Origin of the sequence: Actinokineospora guangxiensis, from assembly GCF_042657845.1 — a bacterium.
Lineage (GTDB): Bacteria > Actinomycetota > Actinomycetes > Mycobacteriales > Pseudonocardiaceae > Actinokineospora > Actinokineospora guangxiensis.
In genome coordinates, this window is record NZ_JBHSKF010000004.1 from 290,865 (window position 1) to 312,590 (window position 21,726).

The 21,726-nt window shown below is 71.9% G+C and carries 22 protein-coding genes; 13 read left to right on the forward strand and 9 right to left on the reverse strand.

What is annotated here, in order from left to right; genetic code table 11:
- Positions 1-136: 136 nt before the first annotated feature.
- Positions 137-2,086, forward strand: coding sequence for an Hsp70 family protein (locus tag ACFPM7_RS11670; RefSeq protein WP_378246924.1), 1,950 nt, complete (start codon positions 137-139; stop codon positions 2,084-2,086).
- Between the two features lie 6 nt (positions 2,087-2,092).
- Here the strand turns inward: ACFPM7_RS11670 and ACFPM7_RS11675 are convergent, their stop codons facing one another.
- Entirely contained in the window at positions 2,093-2,218 is a 126-nt protein-coding gene (locus ACFPM7_RS11675) for a hypothetical protein (protein WP_378246926.1), read from the reverse strand.
- A 35-nt stretch (positions 2,219-2,253) separates the two neighbouring features.
- On the opposite strand from ACFPM7_RS11675, the gene ACFPM7_RS11680 reads away from it, so the two are divergent.
- From ACFPM7_RS11680 to ACFPM7_RS11710, 7 genes are all read left to right on the forward strand, one after another.
- Positions 2,254-2,448, forward strand: a complete 195-nt coding sequence (locus ACFPM7_RS11680; RefSeq protein WP_378246928.1) for a DUF3046 domain-containing protein — start codon at positions 2,254-2,256, stop codon at positions 2,446-2,448.
- Between the two features lie 180 nt (positions 2,449-2,628).
- On the forward strand, positions 2,629-3,672 hold the full coding sequence (gene recA / locus ACFPM7_RS11685; protein ID WP_378246930.1) for a recombinase RecA: 1,044 nt from the start codon (positions 2,629-2,631) through the stop codon (positions 3,670-3,672).
- 629 nt (positions 3,673-4,301) lie between these two features.
- Positions 4,302-4,760, forward strand: coding sequence for a regulatory protein RecX (locus ACFPM7_RS11690; RefSeq protein ID WP_378247243.1), 459 nt, complete (start codon positions 4,302-4,304; stop codon positions 4,758-4,760).
- A gap of 218 nt (positions 4,761-4,978) precedes the next feature.
- Complete coding sequence (locus tag ACFPM7_RS11695; protein ID WP_378246932.1) at positions 4,979-5,254, forward strand: hypothetical protein; 276 nt, start codon at positions 4,979-4,981, stop codon at positions 5,252-5,254.
- A 34-nt stretch (positions 5,255-5,288) separates the two neighbouring features.
- Entirely contained in the window at positions 5,289-6,074 is a 786-nt protein-coding gene (locus tag ACFPM7_RS11700; RefSeq protein WP_378246934.1) for a hypothetical protein, read from the forward strand.
- Between the two features lie 38 nt (positions 6,075-6,112).
- Positions 6,113-8,017, forward strand: a complete 1,905-nt coding sequence (locus tag ACFPM7_RS11705) for a fumarate reductase/succinate dehydrogenase flavoprotein subunit (protein WP_378246936.1) — start codon at positions 6,113-6,115, stop codon at positions 8,015-8,017.
- A gap of 1 nt (position 8,018) precedes the next feature.
- Positions 8,019-8,765 (forward strand): succinate dehydrogenase/fumarate reductase iron-sulfur subunit, encoded by a 747-nt coding sequence (locus ACFPM7_RS11710; RefSeq protein WP_378246938.1) that lies wholly within the window; start codon positions 8,019-8,021, stop codon positions 8,763-8,765.
- A 54-nt stretch (positions 8,766-8,819) separates the two neighbouring features.
- On the opposite strand, the gene ACFPM7_RS11715 is transcribed toward ACFPM7_RS11710, so the two are convergent.
- The 4 genes from ACFPM7_RS11715 to ACFPM7_RS11730 all read right to left on the reverse strand — a co-directional run bounded on the left by ACFPM7_RS11715 (position 8,820) and on the right by ACFPM7_RS11730 (position 12,056).
- Entirely contained in the window at positions 8,820-9,662 is an 843-nt protein-coding gene (locus ACFPM7_RS11715; protein ID WP_378247245.1) for an amino acid ABC transporter permease, read from the reverse strand.
- A gap of 2 nt (positions 9,663-9,664) precedes the next feature.
- Complete coding sequence (locus tag ACFPM7_RS11720) at positions 9,665-10,321, reverse strand: amino acid ABC transporter permease (protein WP_378246940.1); 657 nt, start codon at positions 10,319-10,321, stop codon at positions 9,665-9,667.
- A 65-nt stretch (positions 10,322-10,386) separates the two neighbouring features.
- The gene (locus tag ACFPM7_RS11725; RefSeq protein ID WP_378246942.1) at positions 10,387-11,274 is read right to left on the reverse strand and encodes a glutamate ABC transporter substrate-binding protein; all 888 of its coding nucleotides are present in this window, start codon (positions 11,272-11,274) and stop codon (positions 10,387-10,389) included.
- Between the two features lie 53 nt (positions 11,275-11,327).
- The gene (locus ACFPM7_RS11730; protein ID WP_378247247.1) at positions 11,328-12,056 is read right to left on the reverse strand and encodes an amino acid ABC transporter ATP-binding protein; all 729 of its coding nucleotides are present in this window, start codon (positions 12,054-12,056) and stop codon (positions 11,328-11,330) included.
- 176 nt (positions 12,057-12,232) lie between these two features.
- Between ACFPM7_RS11730 and ACFPM7_RS11735 the strand changes: the two genes are divergently transcribed.
- Both ACFPM7_RS11735 and ACFPM7_RS11740 read left to right on the forward strand, forming a co-directional pair.
- Complete coding sequence (locus tag ACFPM7_RS11735) at positions 12,233-12,910, forward strand: response regulator transcription factor (protein WP_378246944.1); 678 nt, start codon at positions 12,233-12,235, stop codon at positions 12,908-12,910.
- Positions 12,911-12,954: 44 nt separating this feature from the next.
- Positions 12,955-14,355 carry a sensor histidine kinase gene (locus ACFPM7_RS11740; RefSeq protein WP_378246946.1) on the forward strand — a complete coding sequence of 467 codons (1,401 nt, stop codon included), beginning with the start codon at positions 12,955-12,957 and terminating at the stop codon, positions 14,353-14,355.
- Here the strand turns inward: ACFPM7_RS11740 and ACFPM7_RS11745 are convergent.
- Positions 14,352-15,296 carry a TAXI family TRAP transporter solute-binding subunit gene (locus tag ACFPM7_RS11745; protein ID WP_378246948.1) on the reverse strand — a complete coding sequence of 315 codons (945 nt, stop codon included), beginning with the start codon at positions 15,294-15,296 and terminating at the stop codon, positions 14,352-14,354. The genes ACFPM7_RS11740 and ACFPM7_RS11745 overlap by 4 nt on opposite strands.
- A gap of 39 nt (positions 15,297-15,335) precedes the next feature.
- Here ACFPM7_RS11745 and miaB point away from each other — a divergent pair, with 39 nt between their 5' ends.
- Entirely contained in the window at positions 15,336-16,829 is a 1,494-nt protein-coding gene (gene miaB, locus ACFPM7_RS11750) for a tRNA (N6-isopentenyl adenosine(37)-C2)-methylthiotransferase MiaB (protein WP_378246950.1), read from the forward strand.
- Positions 16,826-17,371, forward strand: a complete 546-nt coding sequence (locus ACFPM7_RS11755; protein ID WP_378246952.1) for an Rv2732c family membrane protein — start codon at positions 16,826-16,828, stop codon at positions 17,369-17,371. Before miaB ends, ACFPM7_RS11755 begins: the two co-directional genes overlap by 4 nt.
- Before the next feature lie 36 nt (positions 17,372-17,407).
- Here the strand turns inward: ACFPM7_RS11755 and dapF are convergent, their stop codons facing one another.
- From dapF to ACFPM7_RS11770, 3 genes are all read right to left on the reverse strand, one after another.
- Entirely contained in the window at positions 17,408-18,226 is an 819-nt protein-coding gene (dapF, locus tag ACFPM7_RS11760) for a diaminopimelate epimerase (protein WP_378246954.1), read from the reverse strand.
- Positions 18,227-18,330: 104 nt separating this feature from the next.
- Positions 18,331-19,224, reverse strand: coding sequence for a tRNA (adenosine(37)-N6)-dimethylallyltransferase MiaA (gene miaA, locus ACFPM7_RS11765; RefSeq protein ID WP_378246956.1), 894 nt, complete (start codon positions 19,222-19,224; stop codon positions 18,331-18,333).
- The gene (locus tag ACFPM7_RS11770; RefSeq protein WP_378246958.1) at positions 19,221-19,907 is read right to left on the reverse strand and encodes a class III extradiol dioxygenase subunit B-like domain-containing protein; all 687 of its coding nucleotides are present in this window, start codon (positions 19,905-19,907) and stop codon (positions 19,221-19,223) included. The genes miaA and ACFPM7_RS11770 overlap by 4 nt, the downstream gene beginning before the upstream one ends.
- Before the next feature lie 228 nt (positions 19,908-20,135).
- On the opposite strand from ACFPM7_RS11770, the gene ACFPM7_RS11775 reads away from it, so the two are divergent.
- Positions 20,136-21,683, forward strand: a complete 1,548-nt coding sequence (locus ACFPM7_RS11775; protein ID WP_378246960.1) for a DUF349 domain-containing protein — start codon at positions 20,136-20,138, stop codon at positions 21,681-21,683.
- Positions 21,684-21,726: the final 43 nt, after the last annotated feature.

A 21,726-nucleotide genomic window follows, 5' to 3' on the forward strand; every position in this document is an offset into this window, starting at 1 on the left:
CCGGGTCGACGGTTCGCACAGGCACTTGCCGGGACCATGACCACGGATCGTGGCGGGCATGGCAGCATCTCCCCCGACAACCCGGGGGTGGCCGCGCCGAGCGCGGTCAGGGGTGTGCACGACCGAGGGGAGAGCAGTGAACGTCCTGTCCGTGGATCTCGGCACGTCGAACACGGTCGCCGTGCTGGCCGCGCATGGTCGTCCGCCGCGCGTGGTGGACGTCGACGGGTCGTCGATGATGCCCTCCGCGGTGTTCGCCGCCGAGGACGGCGGGCTCGTGGTCGGGCGCGACGCCGAGCGGCGGGCGCGGCTGGACCCCTCGCGGTTCGAGCCCAACCCCAAGCGCCGCGTCGACGAGGGCACGCTGCTGCTCGGCGACGTCGTCGTCCCGGTGACCGACGCGCTCGCGGGGGTGCTGCGCAGGGTCGCCGACGAGACCTCGCGCCAGCTCGCGGGCAAGAAGCCCGACGAGGTCCGGCTGACCCACCCCGCCCAGTGGGGACCCGTCCGCCGCAACGTCCTGCTGTCGGCGGCCCGGCAGGCGGGCATGGGCTCCAACCTGGTGCTCGTCCCCGAGCCGGTGGCCGCCGCGGCCCACTTCGCCTCCTTTCCCGGCCAGAAGCTGGCCCCCAACCAGGCGCTCGCCGTCTACGACCTCGGCGCGGGCACCTTCGACGTCGCCGTCGTCGGCGCCACCCAGAAGGGCTTCGCCGTGCTGGCTGAGGCCGGCCTGCCCGACCTCGGCGGCCTCGACGTCGACCAGGCGCTGCTGGAGCACGTCGGCAGGCAGATCTCGCACCGCGACCCGGCGGGCTGGCAGCGGCTGCTGCGCCCGGAGTCCACCGGGGACCGCCGCGCCCAGCGCGCCCTGCGCGAGGACGTCAAGGCGGCCAAGGAGGCGCTGTCGCGGCACCCGCAGACCGAGGTGCCGCTGCCGGAGCCGTTCGAGGACGTGCTGGTCACCCGGGTCGAGCTGGAGGCGCTGATCCGGCCGGGCCTGCTGCGCAGCGTCGAGCTGCTGGCCGCCACCATCCGCTCCACCGGCATGGGCCCCGACCGGCTCGCCGGGATCTACCTCGTCGGCGGCTCCAGCCGCATCCCGCTCATCGCGACCCTGATCGCCGAGCAGCTGCGGGTCGTGCCGACCAGCCTCGACCAGCCGGAGACCGCTGTCGCCCTCGGCGCGCACCACGTGCCCCAGGAGGGCGTCACGATGCGCACCGGCGACATGAGCGGCGCCATCGAGACCGTGCAGCGGACCCAGACGATGGTGCCCCGCACGGGTGGTTTCTCGGCCCAGCCGCAGACCGGTGGCACTCCCGCGCAGCAGCAGTACCCGTCGCGCGCGCCGCAGCGCCCCGGCCCGCCGCCGTCGCAGCCGACCCCGGTCCAGAACCCTCCGTCGGCGCCGATTCCGGTGCCCGCTCCCCAGTCCGGGCCCACCCCGGTCGCGGTGGGCCCGCTGTCGCAGCCGACGCCCGCCTACGCCGTGTCCGCGCCGCGCAAGAGCAGCAGCGGCGGCAACCGGCTCTGGTACATGGCCACCGCGGTCGTCGCGGTGGTGGTGATCGGCGTGGTCAGCATCATCATCGCCACCTCGGGCGGCGACTCGGGGAACCTGGCCGCCGACTGCAGCGACCAGGGCACCGACAGCTCGGGGTTCACCGCCTGCATGCGCGAGGTGGCGGGCCACGTCCACCAGGACGCCGAGTGCTCCGAGGGCATCAGCATCACCGGCCGGTCCATCGCGACCCCGGGCGCCAAGTCGGGCACGTGCAAGCTCCCCGACGGCTACCTGGCGCTGTACTACCACTTCGACTCCGCCGACCTCGTCGAGCAGAACATCGACTCGGTCTTCACCGGCATGGGTGAGAGCAAGAACCAGGCCAAGACCGGCAAGTGGAGCGGCGGCGACCTCAGCGGCACCTACTATGAGGTGGAGATCGTCCGGGGCGCGGGCATCCTGCTGTTCAGCGTGGACGACACGCCGATCATGGGGTCGGTCGCCCTGCTCACGCCGGACGAGAACAGCGTCAACCTCGCCGACTACTTCGAGAAGAACATCAAGCCGGGCAGCACCGGCTGAGCCGGGTCAGCGCCGCCGGTTGCGGTAGGCGATGAGCCCGGTGACGATCGCGGCGATGAGCGCGCCGACGATCGCGATGTCCATCAGCAGGGATTCGGTCTCGGACGGCGGTCCGAACTGAGCTAGCCACACGATGGCCAGTCTAGGTGGCCCTAGACTGGCCATCGATGCGCATCACCGCTTTCCGCTCGCGGCTCGCCGAGGAGTTCGGCCCGCTGCGCGCCGACACCATCGCCCGCGACCACGTCTTCGCAGCTCTGGGCAGCCGCACCGTCGACCAGGCCCTCGACGCCGGGATCTCCACCAAGGAGATCTGGCGGGCCGTCTGCGACTCCTTCGAGGTGCCCGCCGAGCGGCGCTAGCCCCAGCCCCGCCGCACGGGCGGCGTGTCGATGGGCGGGCTCGAACACCTGTTCGCTACCATTCGTCCCCGCGACGGGTGCAGTTGTCCACAGGTCCGGAACGCCTGCGGAGAAACGTCGGCCCCTGCCCGTAGCGTCAAGGACGTGAGCACGAAGCAGCCTCGAAAAGGTGGAACGACGATGCCAGCAGCGCCCGATCGGGACAAGGCCCTAGAACTGGCCCTAGCCCAGATCGACAAGAACTTCGGCAAGGGCTCGGTGATGCGCCTGGGCGAGGAAACCCGGGCGCCGATCCAGGTCATCCCGACCGGGTCCATCGCCCTCGATGTCGCGCTCGGCATCGGCGGTCTGCCCCGGGGCAGGGTCGTGGAGATCTACGGCCCGGAGTCCTCCGGTAAGACCACCGTCGCCCTGCACGCGGTCGCCAACGCCCAGCGGGCCGGTGGCATCGCCGCGTTCATCGACGCCGAGCACGCCCTGGACCCGGACTACGCCAAGAACCTCGGTGTCGACACCGACGCCCTCCTGGTCTCCCAGCCCGACACCGGCGAGCAGGCGCTGGAGATCGCGGACATGCTGATCCGCTCCGGCGCGCTCGACATCCTGGTGATCGACTCCGTGGCCGCCCTGGTGCCGCGCGCGGAGATCGAGGGCGAGATGGGCGACAGCCACGTCGGCCTCCAGGCCCGCCTGATGAGCCAGGCGCTGCGCAAGCTCACCGGCGCGCTGTCCAACTCCGGCACCACCGCGGTCTTCATCAACCAGCTGCGCGAGAAGGTCGGCGTCATGTTCGGCTCGCCGGAGACGACGACGGGCGGCAAGGCGCTGAAGTTCTACGCCTCCGTGCGCCTGGACGTGCGCCGCATCGAGACCCTCAAGGACGGCGGCGAGCCGGTCGGCAACCGCACCCGCGTCAAGGTCGTGAAGAACAAGGTCGCCCCGCCGTTCAAGCAGGCGGAGTTCGACATCCTCTACGGCAAGGGCGTCAGCCGCGAGGGCTCGCTGATCGACATGGGCGTGGAGCAGGGCATCCTGCGCAAGTCCGGCGCCTGGTACACCTACGAGGGCGACCAGCTGGGCCAGGGCAAGGAGAACGCCCGCAAGTTCCTGCTGGAGAACCCGGACGTGGCCAACGAGATCGAGAAGCGCATCAAGGAGAAGCTGGGCATCGGGCCCAAGCTGGACGCCGAGGAGACCACCGCCCCGGCGCCGGTCGACTTCTGATGTCGGGGCGGGCGGAGTGGCCAGCGGACTGGGTGGCCACTCCGGCCCGGCCCCCGGACGCCGTCGCGGGCTGGGACGACACCCCGCCCCCGGCCGACAGCGGCCCGGGGGAGCGGGCGGCTGAGCCGCCCGGTGACGACCCGTGGGCGGCCGAACCCGCTGCTTCGCCGCGCCCGTCGCCCGTTGAGAGCCCGTCGCCCGTTGAGAGTGCGGAGGCGGCCGAAGCCGCCGCGCGTACTCGGGTCGCGGAGGGCGCTGGAGGCGCGTCCGCGCGGGGCGCTGGGGGCGAGCGGGCCGTGGTCGACGCCAAGGCGTGGGTCGAGTCCGTGCGCGCCCAGGGGGGCGCGCGGGAGGTGGCGCGGAAGGCCGCGCCCGCGCACGACGGGTGGGCCGATCCCGCCGCGCCGCGCAAACGGGCCGAGCGGCGCGGTGGCGGCCCGAAGACACGCCGCCGCGCGCCCGAGGAGCCGGCTGCCGGGGAGCCGTCCGCCGGGGGAGCGCTCGCGGACGAGCCGTCCGCCGAGAAGTCCGCCGGGGCGGGGAAGCGCTGGGGTTCTCGCGGGCAGGAGCGCGCCGAGCGCAGGGCCAAGCGCGAGGAGGACGTCGCCCCCGCGGTCAAGGCCAAGGAGATCTGCTACCGGCTGCTGGCCATGCGCGCCCACACCCGCCTGGAACTGGCGCAGGCGTTGCGCCGCAAGGAGATCCCCGACGACGTCGCCGAGGTGGTCCTGGGCAAGTTCGACACCGCGGGACTCATCGATGACGCCGCGTTCGCCGCGATGTGGGTGCGCTCCCGCCACGAGAACCAGGGCCTCGGCCGCCGGGCGCTGGCCGTGGAGCTGAAGCGGCGCGGGGTCGACAGCTCGGTGGTCACCGAGGCCGTCGACGCCGTGGACGACGACGCCGAAGAGGAGCGGGCTGCCGCGCTGGTGCGCAAGCGGCTGCGGGCGATGTCCGGAGTGGACGAGCAGGCCAAGATCAGGCGGCTCGTCGGCATGCTCGCGCGCAAGGGGTACGGCCAGGGGATGGCCTATCGGGTGGTGCGCGCCGAACTCGGCGCCGAGGGGCTGGACGAGCCCGAGGATTGATCATGAGGGTTCGGTGTTTTCCCAGCCCAACGGGGGTTTGTGAGTGATATCACAGGCCCCGAAGGCGGCTTCGTAGCCGTTCGGTGACGCTCTGGCGCGCACCCTGTGGTACTTGTCACACCTGGCATCGGCACGGCAGAGTCGGCGGCAAGCGGGTGCCGGGCCCGGGCAACCGGGCGCGGCCACCACGACCCGACCGGTCTACGGAGGTGCGGACAATGTCGAGCACGGAGTACACGGAGCTGCAGCGGACCATCGGCCAGCTGCGGCAGTGCGTCGGCGCGCTGCGGGCGCGGTACGGCGACGTCCCGGCCGTGCGCAGGTTGGCCAACGACGTCGACCGGCTCGACATCGACGCGAGCGAACTGGTGCGGCCAGTCGCGACTCCGTCGCCCAGGCAAGCCGAGGACGTCGTCGTGGTGCCGGACACGCCCTATGACCCCGCGCTGTGGCAGGGCGCGGACGACGAGGGCGTCGGGGGCTATCAGCGCTAGCTCCCTTCCCCACCACTCAACGACGAGGACGCGCATGAAGTCAGGCGTCGGCGCCCCCACCAGGGCCCGCATCCCGGATAAGACCCTGCGGACGGACCGGTGGTGGCTGCCACCGCTGTTGACCAACCTGGGCCTGGCCACATTCGTCGTGTACGCGACAGTCCGCGCGTTCTGGGGATCGGCCTATTGGGTCCCCGAGTACGGGTACCTGACGCCGTTCTACTCGCCGTGCATCAGCGAGAGCTGTCTCCCGGGGTCGAGCCACCTCGGCACTCCGCTGCCGGAGCTGCCGGGGTGGATCCCGCTGGGCTTCCTGGCCCTGCCGTTCCTGCTGGGCTTCCGCCTGACCTGCTACTACTACCGCAAGGCGTACTACCGCTCGGTCTGGCAGTCGCCGACGGCGTGCGCCGTCGCCGAGCCGCACGAGCGCTACACCGGTGAGACGCGGTTCCCGCTGATCATCCAGAACGCGCACCGCTACTTCTTCTACGTCGCGGTCCTCATCTCGATCCTCAACACCTACGACATGATCCTCGCGCTGACCCACGGCCTGGGTCTCGGCGGGATCATCCTGCTGGTCAACGTGACGCTCCTGTGGGCGTACACCCTGTCGTGCCATTCGTGCAGGCACGTCGCGGGCGGGCGGCTCAAGCACTTCTCCAAGAACCCGGTGCGCTACAAGCTGTGGACGGTCATCTCCAAGCTCAACGTCCGCCACATGCAGCTGGCCTGGGTGACCCTGGCTTCCCTCGTCATCACCGACCTCTACGTGATGCTCGTGGCCAGCGGCGCCATCAGCGACCTGCGCATCATCTCCTGAGCGCCCACCCCACCACATCAGAAGAGAGCTACTGAGGCATGACCGAGGTCGAGCGGCACCCGTACGACGTTGTAGTGATCGGTGCCGGGGGCGCCGGACTGCGAGCCGTGATCGAAGCCCGCGAGCGCGGCCTGCGCGTCGCGGTCGTCTGCAAGTCCCTGTTCGGCAAGGCGCACACCGTGATGGCCGAGGGCGGCTGCGCGGCGTCGATGGGCAACGCGAACGCGAACGACAACTGGCAGGTCCACTTCCGCGACACGATGCGCGGCGGCAAGTTCCTCAACAACTGGCGCATGGCCGAACTGCACGCGCGCGAGGCCCCGGACCGCGTCTGGGAGCTGGAGACCTACGGCGCGCTGTTCGACCGCACCGCCGACGGCCGCATCAGCCAGCGCAACTTCGGCGGGCACACCTACCCCCGCCTGGCGCACGTCGGCGACCGGACCGGCCTTGAGCTGATCCGCACGATGCAGCAGAAGATCGTGTCGCTGCAACAGGAGGACCACGCCGAGTTCGGCGACTACGAGCACCGCATCAAGGTCTTCGCCGAGTGCACCGTCACCGAGCTGATCAAGGACGGCGACCGGATCGCGGGCGCCTTCGGCTACTGGCGCGAGTCCGGCCGGTTCGTGCTGTTCGAGGCGCCCGCCGTGGTGCTGGCGACCGGCGGCATCGGCAAGAGCTTCAAGGTCACGTCCAACTCCTGGGAGTACACCGGCGACGGCCACGCGCTGGCCCTGCGCGCGGGCGCGACGCTGATCAACATGGAGTTCGTCCAGTTCCACCCGACCGGCATGGTCTGGCCGCCCAGCGTCAAGGGCATCCTGGTCACCGAGGGCGTGCGCGGCGACGGCGGCGTGCTGAAGAACTCCGACGACAAGCGGTTCATGTTCGAGTACATCCCGGACGTCTTCAAGGGACAGTACGCCGACGCGCCCGACGAGGCCGACCGCTGGTACACCGACCAGGAGAACAACCGGCGCACCCCGGACCTGCTGCCCCGCGACGAGGTCGCCCGCGCGATCAACTCCGAGGTGAAGGCGGGCCGCGGCTCACCGCACGGCGGGGTGTTCCTGGACATCGCCAGCAGGCTGCCCGCCGAGGAGATCCGCAAGCGGCTGCCGTCGATGTACCACCAGTTCAAGGAACTGGCCGACGTCGACATCACCGCCGAGCCGATGGAGGTGGGTCCGACCTGCCACTACGTCATGGGCGGCATCGAGGTCGACCCGGACAGCGCCGCGGCCACCGTGCCCGGCCTGTTCGCCGCCGGTGAGTGCTCCGGCGGCATGCACGGCTCCAACCGCCTCGGCGGCAACTCGCTGTCGGACCTGCTGGTGTTCGGCCGCCGCGCCGGGCTCGGCGCCGCGGACTACGTGCAGTCCCTCGCCGACCGGCCCACCGTCGCGCAGTCCGATGTGGATGCCGCGGCGAAGGCGGCGCTGGCCCCGTTCGACCCCAGCGAGGACGCGGAGAACCCGTACACGCTGCAGAACGAGTTGCAGCAGTCCATGAACGACCTCGTCGGCATCATCCGCAAGTCCGAGGAGATCGAGCAGGCGCTGGCCACGCTGCAGGCGCTGCGCGCCCGCATCGACAAGGTCGTCGTCGAGGGCCACCGCCAGTTCAACCCCGGCTGGCACCTGGCCATCGACCTGCGCAACATGCTGCTGGTCAGCGAGTGCGTGGCGCGGGCGGCGCTGCTGCGCACCGAGAGCCGCGGCGGCCACACCCGCGACGACTTCCCGCAGATGGACAACAAGTGGCGCAACACGCTGCTGGTCTGCTCCACCAGCGGCGAGGGCCTCGTCCCCGACGTCGAGGTGACGCCCAAGGAGCAGGTGCCGATGCGCGAGGACCTGCTGGAGCTCTTCGAGCTGCCGGAGCTGGAGAAGTACTACACCGACGCCGAGCTGGTCGAGCACCCCGGAAGGACGTCCTGACGTGGCCTACACCGCGAAGTTCAAGGTCTGGCGCGGCGACGCGGACGCAGGCGAGCTGCAGGACTACAGCGTCGAGGTGAACGAGGGCGAGGTCGTCCTCGACATCATCCACCGGCTCCAGGCCACGCAGACGCCCGATCTGGCCGTGCGCTGGAACTGCAAGGCGGGCAAGTGCGGCTCGTGCTCGGCGGAGATCAACGGCCGCCCGCGCCTGCTGTGCATGACCCGCATGTCGACCTTCACCGAGGACGAGGTCATCACGGTGACCCCGATGCGCACCTTCCCGGTCGTGCGCGACCTGGTGTGCGACGTGTCCTTCAACTACACCAAGGCGCGGGAGATCCCCTCGTTCACCCCGCCGAAGGACCTGCAACCCGGCGAGTACCGGATGCAGCAGATCGACGTGGAGCGCTCGCAGGAGTTCCGCAAGTGCATCGAGTGCTTCCTGTGCCAGGACACCTGCCATGTGATCCGCGACCACGAGGAGAACAAGGAGGCCTTCGCGGGCCCCCGCTTCCTCATGCGCATGGCCGAGCTGGAGATGCACCCGCTCGACACCGCCGACCGGGTCCAGCAGGCCCAGGACGAGCACGGCCTCGGCTACTGCAACATCACCAAGTGCTGCACCGAGGTCTGCCCTGAGCACATCAAGATCACCGACAACGCGCTGATCCCGATGAAGGAGCGCGTCGCCGACCGCAAGTACGACCCGATCGTGTGGCTGGGCAACAAGCTGTTCCGCCGCTAACCCAGCATGGAAAAGGCCCCCGGGGGATCTTCCCCGGGGGCCTTTCCGCGTCCGTCAGACCCGCTCGACTTCCTTGTCCAGGATGTCGCCGTGGTCGACGTGCTTCTTGCTGCGCCGCTCGCGCTTGCCCAGGTAGTTGGCCAGCCAGGTCAGCAGCAGGCACATCACGATGTAGATCGCGGCCACCACGAACGTCAGCTGGACCAGCGGCCTGCCGAACTCGGCGAAGCTGCCCAGGTAGCGCGCGTAGCGCAGCAACTCCTCGTAGGTGATCAGGAAGCCGAGCGCGGTGTCCTTGAGCAGGACGACCATCTGGCTCACGATCACCGGCAGCATCGCGCGCAGGCCCTGCGGCAGCAGCACCAGGTTCATCACCTGGGTCTTGCGCATGCCGACGGCGTAGGCGGCCTCGCTCTGCCCGCGCGGCAGCGACAGGATGCCCGCGCGGAAGATCTCGGCGAAGACCGCCCCGTTGTAGAGGGTCAGGCCGAGCACCACCGAGTAGAACGGGCTGCCGAGGCTCAGGCCGTAGTGGAAGACGAAGATCAGGATGACCAGCGGCACGGCGCGGAAGAACTCCACGATCGCCGTGGCGGGCACCCGCAGGATCGCGTGGTCGGACAGCCTGCCCGCCGCCATGATCGCGCCGAACAGCAGGGCGAGCACGGCGCCCGCCGCGAACGCCCGGAGAGTGTTGAGCAGCGCTTCGAGCAGGGCGACCTGGATGGCCTCGTACTGGATCCACTCCCAGCGCCTGGCCTCGAACTGGCCGGAGTCGGCGAAGCGCCAGACGACGAAGGCCACGAACGCCACGATCGCGGAGATGCCGACGACGGCGTAGAGCCGGTGCCGGGTGCGCGCCTTCGGGCCGGGGAAGTCGAACAGTGCGGTGTTCACGCTCACCGGGCCACGCTCCAGCGCTTTTCCAGAACCCGCTGCAGCAGCGTCAGCGGGATGACGAGGACGACGAAGGCGACGGCGACCCAGAGCAGCCCGACCAGCACGTCCTCACCGCGCTCGGACAGGTAGTCGCGGATCGCGCCCGCCTCCACCACGGAGAAGCCGGAGGCGATCGTGGTGTTCTTCAGCAGCGCGATGAAGGTGCTGATCATCGGCGGCACGACCGAGCGGGTGGCCTGCGGCAGCACCACGGAGGTCAGGGTCTGCCCGAAGGTCAGGCCCACCGCGCGCGCGGCCTCCATCTGGCCCGCGGGCACGGTGTTGATGCCCGAGCGGATGACCTCGCAGACGAACGCGGCGGTGTAGAGCGACAGGGCGATCACCGCGCCGAGGAAGGGCGTGAAGTCGTCCTGGCTGATGATCTTCAGCAGCGGGAACGCGAAGACGAAGAAGAAGAAGACCAGCGTCAGCGGGGTGTTGCGGACGATGGTGACGTACGTGGCGCCCGCGGCGCGGAAGACCGGGACCGGGCTGACCCGCAGCATGGCGAGGCCGGTGCCGAGGATCAACGACGCGACGGCGGAGAAGGCGAACAGCAGCAGAGTGTTCTGGAAACCCCGAATGAAGATGTCGGTGTTGTCGAGCAGAACGTCCATCGGACTCCCCGGTCCAAGTGTGACTGAGCGGCGCCCGCGAACCGCGGGCGCCGCTCAGCGGGTGATCAGTAGCGGTCGAGGGTGGGCGGCTCGGCGGGGGAGCCGGACTTGCCCAGCGTCGTGTCGTAGATCGACTTCCAGGTGCCGTCGGTGAAGGCGGCCTCCAGGATGTCGTTCACCTTGTCGCGCAGGGCCTTGTCGTCCTTGGGCAGGCCGATGCCGTAGGGCTCCTCGGAGAAGGGCTTGCCGACGACCTTGAACTTGTCGGGCTCCTGGGCGGCGTAGCCCTTCAGGATGGCGTCGTCGGTGGTGACGGCCTGGACCTGGCCCTGGTCGAGCTGGGTGACGCACTGCGAGTAGGTCTGCAGCTCGACGATGTTGGCGTCCTCGGTCAGCTTGTCGTCGCGGACGCGCTGGATCGGGGTCGAGCCGGTGACCGAGCAGACCTTCTTGCCCTTGAGGGTCTCCGGGCCGGTGATCGCGGTGTCGTCGGCCTTGATCAGCAGGTCCTGGCCGGCGACGAAGTACGGTCCGGCGAAGGAGATCTGCTGCTTGCGCTTGTCGTTGATGGTGTAGGTGCCGACGTAGTAGTCGACGTCACCGTTGATGATCGCCTGCTCGCGACCGGCCGACGGGATGGCCTTGTACTCGATCTTCGAGGCGTCGAAGCCGAGCTTCGCCGCGATCAGGCGGGCGATCTCGACGTCGAAGCCGGAGTACTCGTTGGTCGTCGGGTCCTTGTAGCCGAGGTTCGGCTGGTCTTCCTTGACGCCGATGACGACCTTGCCGGCGGACTTCATCTTGTCGAAGGTCGGCGAACCCTCGACGGTCACGCCGGCGTCGGCGGACGGGGCGGGGTTGGTGCCGCCGCCGGAGGGGGAGCCCTCCTTGCCGCACGCCGTCAGCGCGAGGGCGCTGACCAGCAGGCCCGCCGCCAGGCTACGAAACTTCATCGATCTCCACTCCAGAATGTTCGGGCGTGCGGGGGCACGCCTGGGGTGCGTCCTCAGTGGGTCAGGATCTTGCCGAGGAAGTCCTTCGCGCGCCCGGACTTGGGGGCGGTGAAGAAGGATTCGGGGGTGCTGTCCTCGACGACCTCGCCGTCGGACATGAAGATCACCCGGTTGGCGGCCTGTCGGGCGAAGCCCATCTCGTGGGTGACCACGAGCATGGTCATGCCCTCCTTGGCCAGCGTCGTCATCACGTCGAGCACCTCCTGGACCATCTCCGGGTCCAGCGCGGAGGTCGGCTCGTCGAAGAGCATGACCTTGGGCTTCATGGCCAGCGCCCGCGCGATGGCCGCGCGCTGCTGCTGGCCGCCGGAGAGCTGCGCCGGGTACTTGCCCGCCTGGTTGGCGATGCCGACGCGCTCCAGCAGCTCCATCGCCGTCTTGCGCGCCTCGGCGGCAGGCTGCTTGCGCACCTTCACCGGGCCGAGCGTGACGTTCTCGACGATCGATTTGTGGGCGAAGAGGTTAAAGCTCTGGAACACCATGCCGACCTCGGCGCGCAGCCTGGCCAGTTCCTTGCCCTCGGCGGGCAGCGGCTTGCCGTCGACCTCGATGGTGCCGGAGTTGATCGGCTCCAGCCGGTTGATGGCCCGGCAGAGCGTCGACTTTCCCGATCCAGACGGCCCGAGGACGACCACCACCTGGCCCCGGGGGACCTCCAGGTTGATCTCCTTGAGGACGTGCAGCGGGCCGAAGAACTTGTTCACCGACTCCATCCGGATCATCGGCGGAGCGGGGTTCTGGGCGGTCATGCGGGTCCTCCACGAGCGCGTTCTGGCGATGGTGGGCGGGCGGATTGTCGGAAACCTACTCCGACGGCCGTCCTAGTCCACCAGGCTTGAGCAACACTTAGGGTCTCAACTCTGTCACACCCGGGTGCGGCGATCAGGAGGGACACGCGTTGCGAGTGCTGCTCGTGGAGGATGACGACCGGGTGGCCGATGCCCTCGTCCCGGCGCTGACCCGGCGAGGGCTGGCGGTGCGCAGGCTGGCCTCGGGCGCGGGCGTGCTGGAGGCGGTCGCCGATGTCGAGGTCGTGCTGCTCGACCTCGGCCTGCCCGACGTGGACGGCATCGTCCTGTGTCGACAGATCAGGGCGGCCAGCGACGTCGCCGTCATCGTGGTCTCCGCCCGCGGCGAGGTGGACGATCGCATCCTCGGGCTGCGCGCCGGGGCCGACGACTACCTGGTCAAGCCCTACGACGTGGACGAGCTCGTGGCCAGGGTGCAGGCCGTGCGCAGGCGCAAGGCGCCCGCGGCCACCGGGGCGGGCGGCTCGGCGAGCATCGGCGGCGTGCGCATCGACTTCGACCGCCACGAAGTCACTGTGGACGGTGAGCCGGTCGCGCTCTCGCGCAAGGAGTTCCACGTCTTCGGCCTCATCGTCGGCGCGGGCGGCGCGGTCTGCTCGCGCGAGCACATCCTGGCCGAGGTGTGGGGCCGCTCGGGCGCGGCGGAGAACCGCACCCTCGACGTCCACGTGGCCAACCTGCGCACCAAGCTCGGCAGGATGGACCTGGTGCAGACCGTGCGCGGGGTCGGCTACCGACTGGCGGACAAACCCGAGCGGTCCGAGTGAGGCATCCTGGGCGCTGACACGGCCGTCGGAGATCGGGGGGTGGCATGCGGACCCGGCTGCTGGGCATGGTCTGGTTCCTGGTCGCCCTCGTCGTCTTCGGCCTCGGCGTGCCGCTGGCGCTGTCGGTGGCGGGCGCCGAGCAGCGCGACCTGTTCCTCGACCGGCTGACCGACATCAACCACTACGCCTCGATGGCCCAGCGCCCGCTCATCGACAGCCAGCCCGCCTCGATGCAGGACGAGCTGCGGCGCTATCACGAGATCTACGGCATCGATGTGGTCGTGGTCGACCGCGACAGCGGCGTCCAGGTGGGGTCGGGGCGCAACGGCGAGAGCGAGGTCGACATCGGGGACCCGGTCGTGCAGAGCCAGCTCAGCGAGGCGCTGGCCGGGCGGCGGCCGAACGCCGGTGAGCTGCTGATGCCCTGGGACGACAGCCCGCTGGTGCTCGCCGCGCCGGTCCTGGTGGACACCGACGTCCGGGGAGCGGTCGTCACCGTCTCGCCCACCGACCGCAGCCGCGGCCGCGTCCTCTGGACGTGGCTGCTCATCGCCGCGGGCGGCGTGGCCGCGTTCGCCCTCGCGCTGCTGGTCGCCGTGCCGGTCATCCAGTGGATCCTGCGGCCCGTGCGCAGGCTCGACGAGGCCACCGGCGCGCTGGTCGGCTCCGTCGTCGGCGGGCGCGAGGTCGAGCAGGTGGGCAGCGCGCACGGCCCGCCCGAGCTGCGCCAGCTCGGGCGCTCCTTCGACCAGATGGCGGCCAGCGTCGCCGACACCCTCGCCGCCCAGCGCGCCTTCGTCGCCGACGCCTCCCACCAGCTGCGCAACCCGCTGACCGCGCTCAAGCTGCGCCTGGCCAACCTGGAAGGCCACGTGGACGAGACCGCCGAGGTGCACCGGGTGGCCGCCGCCGCCGAGGCCGACCGGCTCAAGCGCATCCTGGACGAGCTGCTGGCGATGGCCCGCGCCGAGGGCGCGGGCGGCGACCTGGTGCCCATCGATGTCGACCAGGTGGTGGCCGAGCGGGTCAGCGACTGGGACGTCGTCGCCGCGGCCCGCGGCATCGACCTGGACATCGAGGGCCTGGCAGGCGACGTGCTCGCCCTCGCCCCGCCGCGCGGGGTCGACGCCATCCTCGACGCGCTGCTCGACAACGCCCTCAAGTTCACCCCGTCCGGTGAGCAGGTGCGGGTGCTGGTCGCCTGCGCGGACGACAGCGTCGAGCTGTCGGTGCGCGACCACGGGCCGGGCCTGCGGCCGGAGGAGCTGGAGCGCGCGACCGACCGGTTCTGGCGAAGCCACGCCCACCAGAACGTGCCCGGCTCCGGCCTGGGGCTGGCGATCGTCAGCCGCATCGTGGCCAACGCGGGCGGCGAGCTGCGGCTGGAGCTGCCCGACGGCGGCGGGCTGCGGGTCACCGCGCTGCTGCCCGCCCGCGCTCTCTAGATCTTCGATTCCCGGTAGTAGCGGAACGCGCCGGGGTGCAGGGGCACCGGGTGGGTCTCGATCGCGGAGTGGATGTCTATGGCGGTGGCCGCCTTGTTGGCCTCGACCAGGGCGGGCTGGGCGTCGAACAGGGTCTTGACCAGCGCGGTGGCCAGGTCATCAGACATGGCGTCGGTGGCCAGCAGGTAGTTCGGCACCGACAGGGTGTTCACCGCGCTGCCCTGCAGACGGTAGGTCGACGGCGGGATCAGCTCGGCGTTGTAGACCGGGTAGCGGTCGGTGAGGCGCTGCAGGACATCGGTGAGGTCGACCAGCCGGAAGTCGACGTTGTCCGCGCGCATCTTGGAGATGCCTTCGGTGGGCAGGCCGCCGGACCAGAAGAACGCGTCGATCTCGTCGCGCTTGAACGCCTCGATCGAGTCGTTCAACGTGAGGTGGTGCAGCTCGGGGGCGTTGTCGCCGGTCAGCCCGGCCGTCTCCAGCACCCGCCCGGCCATCACCGCCACGCCCGAGGTCCGCCCGCCGATCGAGACCCGCTTGCCCAGCAGGTCGCCGACCTTGGCGATGGGCTCGCGCGCCTGGCTCTGGTCGTCGCCGACCACGAGGTGCAGGTAGTCGTTGTAGAGGCGGGCGAGCGCCATCGGCTTGCGCGGGCCCGGCCGGTCGGAGGTGGCCACGTCCGCCGCGCTGAAGACGACGTCCGCCTCACCGTTGACCAGGCGGTCGAGGTTCTCCGGCGAGCCCGCCGAGACCATCACCTCCGGCCGCGGCATGCCCAGACGCGCGGCGCAGGCGTCGGCCAGCGCGCCGGACAGCGAGGAGTAGACGCCCCGCTCCGGGCCCCCGGAGATGCGCAGCCGCACGTCCTCGAAGCCGGTGTTGCAGGCGGCCAGCAGCGCCAGCACAGCCACGAGGGCTCCCGCCAGCCGCCACCTGCTCATCGGCTGATCGTGCCAGACGCGGGTGGCCACCGGGGCGCGATGCGCCGACGCGTACCCTCGGCGATTGAGATGCGCACCTATGAAGTTCGCACCTTCGGGTGTCAGATGAACGTCCACGACTCCGAGCGGCTCTCCGGGCTGCTGGAGGACGCTGGCTACGTCGCGGCCGGGTCCGACCGGGTCGCCGATGTCGTCGTGTTCAACACCTGCGCGGTCCGCGAGAACGCCGACAACAAGCTCTACGGCAACCTCGGGCACCTCGCGCCGGTCAAGACCGCGAACCCGGGCATGCAGATCGCCGTCGGCGGCTGCCTGGCCCAGAAGGACCGCGGCGAGATCGTGCGCCGCGCGCCCTGGGTCGACGTCGTGTTCGGCACGCACAACATCGGCTCGCTGCCGGTGCTGCTCGACCGCGCCCGGCACAACCGGCGCGCCGAGGTCGAGATCCTGGAGTCGCTGGAGACCTTCCCGTCGACGCTGCCCGCGCGCCGCGACTCCGCCTACGCGGGGTGGGTGTCGATCTCGGTCGGCTGCAACAACACGTGCACGTTCTGCATCGTGCCCTCGTTGCGCGGCCGGGAGAAGGACCGCAGGCCCGGCGACGTGCTCGCCGAGGTCAAGGCGCTGGCCGCCGAGGGTGTGCTGGAGGTGACGCTGCTCGGGCAGAACGTCAACTCCTACGGTGTGGAGTTCGGCGACCGCTACGCCTTCGGCAAGCTGCTGCGCGCCTGCGGCGACATCGACGGCCTGGAGCGGGTCCGGTTCACCTCGCCGCACCCGAAGGACTTCACCAGCGACGTCATCGCCGCCATGGCCGAGACGCCGAACGTCTGCCACCAGCTGCACATGCCGCTGCAGTCCGGGTCCGACGACCTGCTGCGCCGCATGCGCCGCTCCTACCGCTCCACCCGCTACCTGGCCATCCTCGACGAGGTCAGGGCGGCCATGCCGGACGCGGCGATCACCACCGACATCATCGTCGGCTTCCCCGGCGAGACCGACGCCGACTTCGAGGCCACCCTCGACGTCGTCCGCCAGGCCCGCTTCTCCGGCGCCTTCACCTTCCAGTACTCCAAGCGACCCGGCACCCCGGCCGCCGAGCTGCCCGACCAGCTGCCCAAGCAGGTCGTGCAAGAGCGCTACGAGCGCCTGGTGGAGCTGCAGGGCGAGATCGCCTGGGAGCTGAACAAGGAGCAGGTCGGCCGGACCCTGGAGGTGCTCGTCGCCACCGGCGAGGGCCGCAAGGACGCCGACACCCGCCGGATGAGCGGCCGTGCCCGCGACAACCGGCTGGTGCACTTCACCAGGGCCGACGACGTGCGCCCCGGCGACATCGTCGAGGTCGCCGTCACCTACGCCGCCCCGCACCACCTGGTCGCCGACGGCCCGCTGGTCTCGCACCGGCGCACCAGGGCGGGCGACAACCACGAGGCGGGACTGCGCCCGAAGACCAACGGCGTCGGCCTCGGTCTGCCGGGCTTCGGCACGCCCCCGCCCGCTGCGGCCGAGACGACGGGATGTGCGCTCCGATGACCCCCGAGGAGGACGTCCGCCCCGGGGAGCGCCGCGTCCCCGGCCCGCGTCCGGAGGACCTGCGCACCCCGGTGAGCGCCGCCGAGCGCCGCGCCGCGCGCACCATGGACGAGTTGGGCGGGCGCGCGGTCGTCCTGGCCGTCGGGGTGTTCGCGCTGATGATCGGCCATCTGCTGCCGTGGATGGGCTCGGCGGCGGGCTGGGAGGTCCTCTTCGGCACCGGAGACGCGGCGGGCAAGGCGGGCATGGTGCCGAGGCTGTTCGCGGCGACCTCGCTGGCCTTCGGCATCGGCACGTCCGTGCTGGCGCTGGTGACCCGGCGGTGGGTGCTGGCCTGGGTGTGCGCGATCGGCGGCTGGTTCGCCACCGTGGACGGCATGCTGGCCATCTGGACCCGGCAGTCCGCGGCCGGGCTGGACTCGCCCGGCCCCGGCATCGGCATGGTCATCACCGCGGCGGCGATGGCCGTGGTGGCGACGCTGTGGTTCAAGACGGCCTGGTCACGCCCCGAGCCGTCGGCCACCCACGCCGCTCAGGACTGACCTGCTCAGGATTGGGCTTGCTCAGGACTGGGCTGCTCAGGACTGGGCCGCCCACCACTCGTCGCTGATCTCCCCGTCGGCCACGAACTCGGCGGGCCCGGTCAGGGTCGAGCCGGTCGCGGTGACCGTCACGTGGACGGTGCCGCCGGGGATGTGCACGGTCAGCTCGCCCGCCCCGCCCAGCGCGGCGGCCGCGGCGGCGACGGTTCCGGTGCCGCAGGAGCGGGTCTCGCCGACGCCGCGCTCGTGCACGCGCATGCGGATCGCGCCGGGCCCCGCGGGGGCGATGAACTCGATGTTCACCCCGTTCGGGAAGGCGTCGGCGTCGAAACCGGGCTGGGCGGTGAGGTCCAGGCCCGCGACGTCCTCGGCCGCGCAGGCCAGGTGCGGGTTGCCGACGTCCACGCCGACGCCCTCGTACGCCCGCCCGCCCACGGTCGCGGTCGACGTGCCGAGCAGCCGCACCGGACCCATCTCGACGGTGACCTGGCCGTCCGGGCGCACGGTCGCGGCGCGCACCCCCGCCCGCGACCCCACCGGGAACTCGGCCGCCTCGACCAGGTCGTGCTCGACCAGGTGCCGGGCGAACACCCGCACCCCGTTCCCGCACATCTCCGCGACCGACCCGTCGGCGTTGCGGTAGTCCATGAACCACACGTCACCGTCCATGCCCTCCGGGGCGTCGGGAACGGCTTTGGTCCGCACGACCCGCAGCACGCCGTCGGCTCCGAGCCCCCGGCGGCGGTCGCACAGGGCGCGCACGCGGGCCTCGGTCAGGTCGAGCTCGCCGTCGGGGTCGGGCAGCAGCACGAAGTCGTTCTGCGTGCCGTGGCCCTTGCGGAACGGGATGGGCATGTCGAGCGTGGTCCGTTTCTGTCGGTGCCCCGCCGATGGGTTTGTGACCTGGGGGTCTGCCCCCGGGCGGGAGGGGTGTGCGCCGCGGGCGGGCGGGGTCGAGCTTACCGGTGGGCGAGGGCGCTGGCGGCGTCGAGGAGGTCGGGGCGGGCGGCGTCGAGCCAGGTGACGCGCTTGTCGCGGCGGAACCAGGAGCGCTGGCGGCGCACGAAGCGGCGGGTGGCGCGGGCGGTCTCCTCGGCGGCGGTGGTCAGGTCGCCGTCGGTGTCGAAGGCGGTCAGGACCTGCTGGTAGCCCAGGGCCCGGGAGGCGGTGCGACCCTCGCGGAGGCCGTGGGACTCCAGGGTGCGCACCTCCTCGGCCAGGCCGGCGGCGAACATGCGGGTCACGCGGGTGTCGACGCGGGCATCCAGCTCGGCGGGGTCGCGGTCGACGCCGATGAGCACCGCGCCGTAGCGGGCCGGGCCGGGCCGGGGCATGGTCGCCGAGAAGGGGCGGCCGGTCAGCTCGATGACTTCCAGCGCGCGCACGATCCGGCGGCCGTTGCTGGGCAGGATCACCCCCGCAGCGACCGGGTCGAGGCCGCTCAGCCGGGCATGCAGCGCCGCGGCCCCGACCTCGGCCAGCTCGGCCTCCAGCGCGGCGCGCAGGCCCGCGTCGGTGCCGGGGAACTCCAGGTCGTCCAGGACGGCCTGCACATAGAGGCCGGAGCCGCCGACCAGCACCGGGACCCCGCCGCGCGCGGCGATGTCCGCCACGGCGGCCCGCGCGTCGCGCTGGTAGGCGGCGACGGAGGCCGTCTCGCGCACGTCGAGCACGTCGAGCAGGTGGTGCGCCACGCCGCGGCGCTCGGCGGCGGTGGCCTTGGCGGTGCCGATGTCCATGCCGCGGTAGAGCTGCATCGCGTCGGCGTTGACGACCTCGCCGCCGAAGCGCTCGGCCAGGGCGACGCCCAGGTCGGTCTTGCCGGTGGCCGTCGGGCCGACGACCGCGATCACACCGGCTCCCAGACGGCCAGGTGGTAGGCGACGCCGAACGGGGTCAGCGCCTGTGCGCGGGTGGACCGCCAGCGCCTGCCGTCGGCCAGCACCGCGCCCGCCAGCACCTGCCAGGGCGCGCGGCCCACCGCGCCCAGCTCGGCGGCCTCGGCCGGGTCCAGCGCCAGCAGGGCGTGCGGGTCGGCGTCGGCGAGGGCGCGGGCGACGCGGCCGTCGAAGGCCGCGGCGCGCTCGTCGGGGCGGCCGACGGAGCGCGGACCGTGCCGGTGCGAGCCGTCGCCGAGGACCAGCAGCGCGGTCGCGCCGATCAGCTCCCGGCCGCGCTCGGCGCAGGCGTCGGGGGAGAGGTCGGGGGCCACTGTGCGCAGGTCGACCTCGCGGGCGCCGACCTGCCCGCGCAGCCAGCCAGCGATGAGCGCCGACAGCGGCCAGCCGGGGTCCGGCGCGCCGTCCTCGTCACGCAGCGTGACCCGCACGTCCACGCCGAAGGGGGCGAAGGTGCCCACCCCGGAGGGGGGTGAGGCCCCCACGCCGACGGCCGTCCAGCTCGGGGAGCAGGCCGCCAGCTCCCCGGCGACGGCCAGGCAGGCCGCGCGGACGGCGTCGGCCTCCGCGTCGCCGCCGCCGAGCAGCTCGGGCACCAGCAGCGGCGGATGCGGCAGCACAGCGACGCGCGAGATCACGGCCCGAGGGTACGACCGCCGCAGAATCTCCCCGTTCGCGACCCACGCGGGCGCGACTTTGCGGCACGATGTCCACCAGTGCGGCCCTCGGGATACCCAGGTGGCGGCTGACCTGTTTGAATGCGCCCAGGCAGTTCGGCCCCACAAGGCCGTACGCACAGTGCTGGGCCCCGCGCGAGCGGGGCGCCCGCGGACGCAGCGGGCACGCAGGCGGGAGGAGCCGGCCACATGACCGACGAGCAGGAGAACCCCCAGGCCGTCACGGAGAGCGGTCCGAGCGCGGACGCGCCGAGGGCAGAGGTCGCGGTCGCCACCGCACCCGAGGCCACCGCGGCGCCGGTGGCCGAACCCGCAGCCGAACCGGCGGAAGCGCCGGCGGCGGACCTGCCGGCCCCCGTCGAGCCCGCCGCCCCGGAGGCACACGCCCCGGTCGCCCCCGCCCCGGTCGCCGCCGCCGAGTCGCACCCGGCTCCCGCCCCCGACGCGGTGGCCGCGATCGCGCACGCCCCGGCCCCGGCTCCGGCCGCCGAGGGCGAGGTGCCGCCCGCGGCGCTCGCCTCCGACAACCCCGGAAAGTGGGGCCGCGTCGACGCCGACGGCACCGTCTACGTCACCACCGCCGACGGTGAGCGCGCGGTCGGTTCCTGGCAGGCCGGTGAGCCCGCAGAGGGCCTGGCCCACTTCGCCCGCCGCTTCGACGACATCCGCACCGAGGTGGAGCTGCTGGCCGCGCGACTGGCCTCGGGCTCCGGCGACCCGAAGCAGGCCGCGACCTCGGCCAAGCACATCCAGGAGTCCCTGGCCGAGGCTCACGTGGTCGGCGACCTGGCCGGTCTGTCGGCGCGCATCGACCACCTGCTCGCCAAGGCGGGCGTGGCCATGGAGCACGCCAAGGTGGCCCGCGACGCCGCGCGCGGGCAGGCGGTGGCCCGCAAGCAGGAGCTGGTGGCCGAGGCCGAGCAGATCTCCGAGGAGTCCACCCAGTGGAAGGTCGCGGGCGACCGCCTGCGCGCCATCCTGGACGAGTGGAAGACGATCAAGGGCGTCGACCGCAAGACCGACGAGCAGCTGTGGCGCCGCTTCGCCAAGGCCCGCGACACCTTCAGCCGCCGCCGCGGCTCGCACTTCGCCGACCTCGACCGCCAGCGCTCGACCGCCAAGACGCGCAAGCAGGAGCTGGTGACCGAGGCCGAGGAGCTCTCCGAGTCCGACGACTGGGGCCCGACCGCGGGCCGCTTCAAGGACCTGATGCTGGAGTGGAAGGCGGCCGGGCGCGCCCCGAAGGACGCCGACGACGCCCTCTGGCAGCGGTTCCGGGCCGCGCAGGACAAGTTCTTCTCCCGCCGCTCCGCGGTCTTCGACGAGCGCGACGCCGAGTTCGCCGAGAACGCCAAGCTCAAGGAAGAGCTGCTGGCCGAGGCCGAGAAGATCAACCCGCAGGGTGATCTGGAGGCCGCGCGCTCCGCGCTGCACAAGGTGCAGGAGCGCTGGGAGCAGATCGGCAAGGTCCCGCGCGAGCGCATCCGCGAGCTGGAGGGCAGGCTGCGCGCCGTCGAGGAGAAGGTCCGCACCGCCGCCGACGCGCAGTGGCGGCGCACCGACCCCGAGGCCGAGGCCCGCGCCGCGCAGTTCCGCGAGCGGGTCGAGCAGTTCGAGGCGCAGGCGGCCAAGGCCCGCGCCGCCGGCGACAAGCGCCGCGCCGAGCAGGCGGAGTCGCAGGCCGCCCAGTGGCGCGAGTGGCTGGCCGCCGCCGAGCAGGCGGTCGCGACCCGCTAGCAGTCAGCGGCGATGGGCCCCGGTCGACACCGACCGGGGCCCA

Excerpts from the sequence above, each read along its gene's own strand:
- ACFPM7_RS11740 (WP_378246946.1), top strand. The coding sequence starts at position 12,955 with ATGCGGACCCGGCTGCTGGGCATGGTCTGGTTCCTGGTCGCCCTCGTC.
- dapF (WP_378246954.1), bottom strand. The coding sequence starts at position 18,226 with ATGCCCATCCCGTTCCGCAAGGGCCACGGCACGCAGAACGACTTCGTG.
- miaB (WP_378246950.1), top strand. The coding sequence starts at position 15,336 with ATGCGCCGACGCGTACCCTCGGCGATTGAGATGCGCACCTATGAAGTT.
- ACFPM7_RS11700 (WP_378246934.1), top strand. The coding sequence starts at position 5,289 with ATGAAGTCAGGCGTCGGCGCCCCCACCAGGGCCCGCATCCCGGATAAG.
- recA (WP_378246930.1), top strand. The coding sequence starts at position 2,629 with ATGCCAGCAGCGCCCGATCGGGACAAGGCCCTAGAACTGGCCCTAGCC.
- ACFPM7_RS11730 (WP_378247247.1), bottom strand. The coding sequence starts at position 12,056 with ATGATCCGGATGGAGTCGGTGAACAAGTTCTTCGGCCCGCTGCACGTC.
- ACFPM7_RS11720 (WP_378246940.1), bottom strand. The coding sequence starts at position 10,321 with ATGGACGTTCTGCTCGACAACACCGACATCTTCATTCGGGGTTTCCAG.
- ACFPM7_RS11755 (WP_378246952.1), top strand. The coding sequence starts at position 16,826 with ATGACCCCCGAGGAGGACGTCCGCCCCGGGGAGCGCCGCGTCCCCGGC.
- ACFPM7_RS11680 (WP_378246928.1), top strand. The coding sequence starts at position 2,254 with ATGCGCATCACCGCTTTCCGCTCGCGGCTCGCCGAGGAGTTCGGCCCG.
- ACFPM7_RS11775 (WP_378246960.1), top strand. The coding sequence starts at position 20,136 with ATGACCGACGAGCAGGAGAACCCCCAGGCCGTCACGGAGAGCGGTCCG.
- ACFPM7_RS11725 (WP_378246942.1), bottom strand. The coding sequence starts at position 11,274 with ATGAAGTTTCGTAGCCTGGCGGCGGGCCTGCTGGTCAGCGCCCTCGCG.
- ACFPM7_RS11705 (WP_378246936.1), top strand. The coding sequence starts at position 6,113 with ATGACCGAGGTCGAGCGGCACCCGTACGACGTTGTAGTGATCGGTGCC.
- ACFPM7_RS11695 (WP_378246932.1), top strand. The coding sequence starts at position 4,979 with ATGTCGAGCACGGAGTACACGGAGCTGCAGCGGACCATCGGCCAGCTG.
- ACFPM7_RS11745 (WP_378246948.1), bottom strand. The coding sequence starts at position 15,296 with ATGAGCAGGTGGCGGCTGGCGGGAGCCCTCGTGGCTGTGCTGGCGCTG.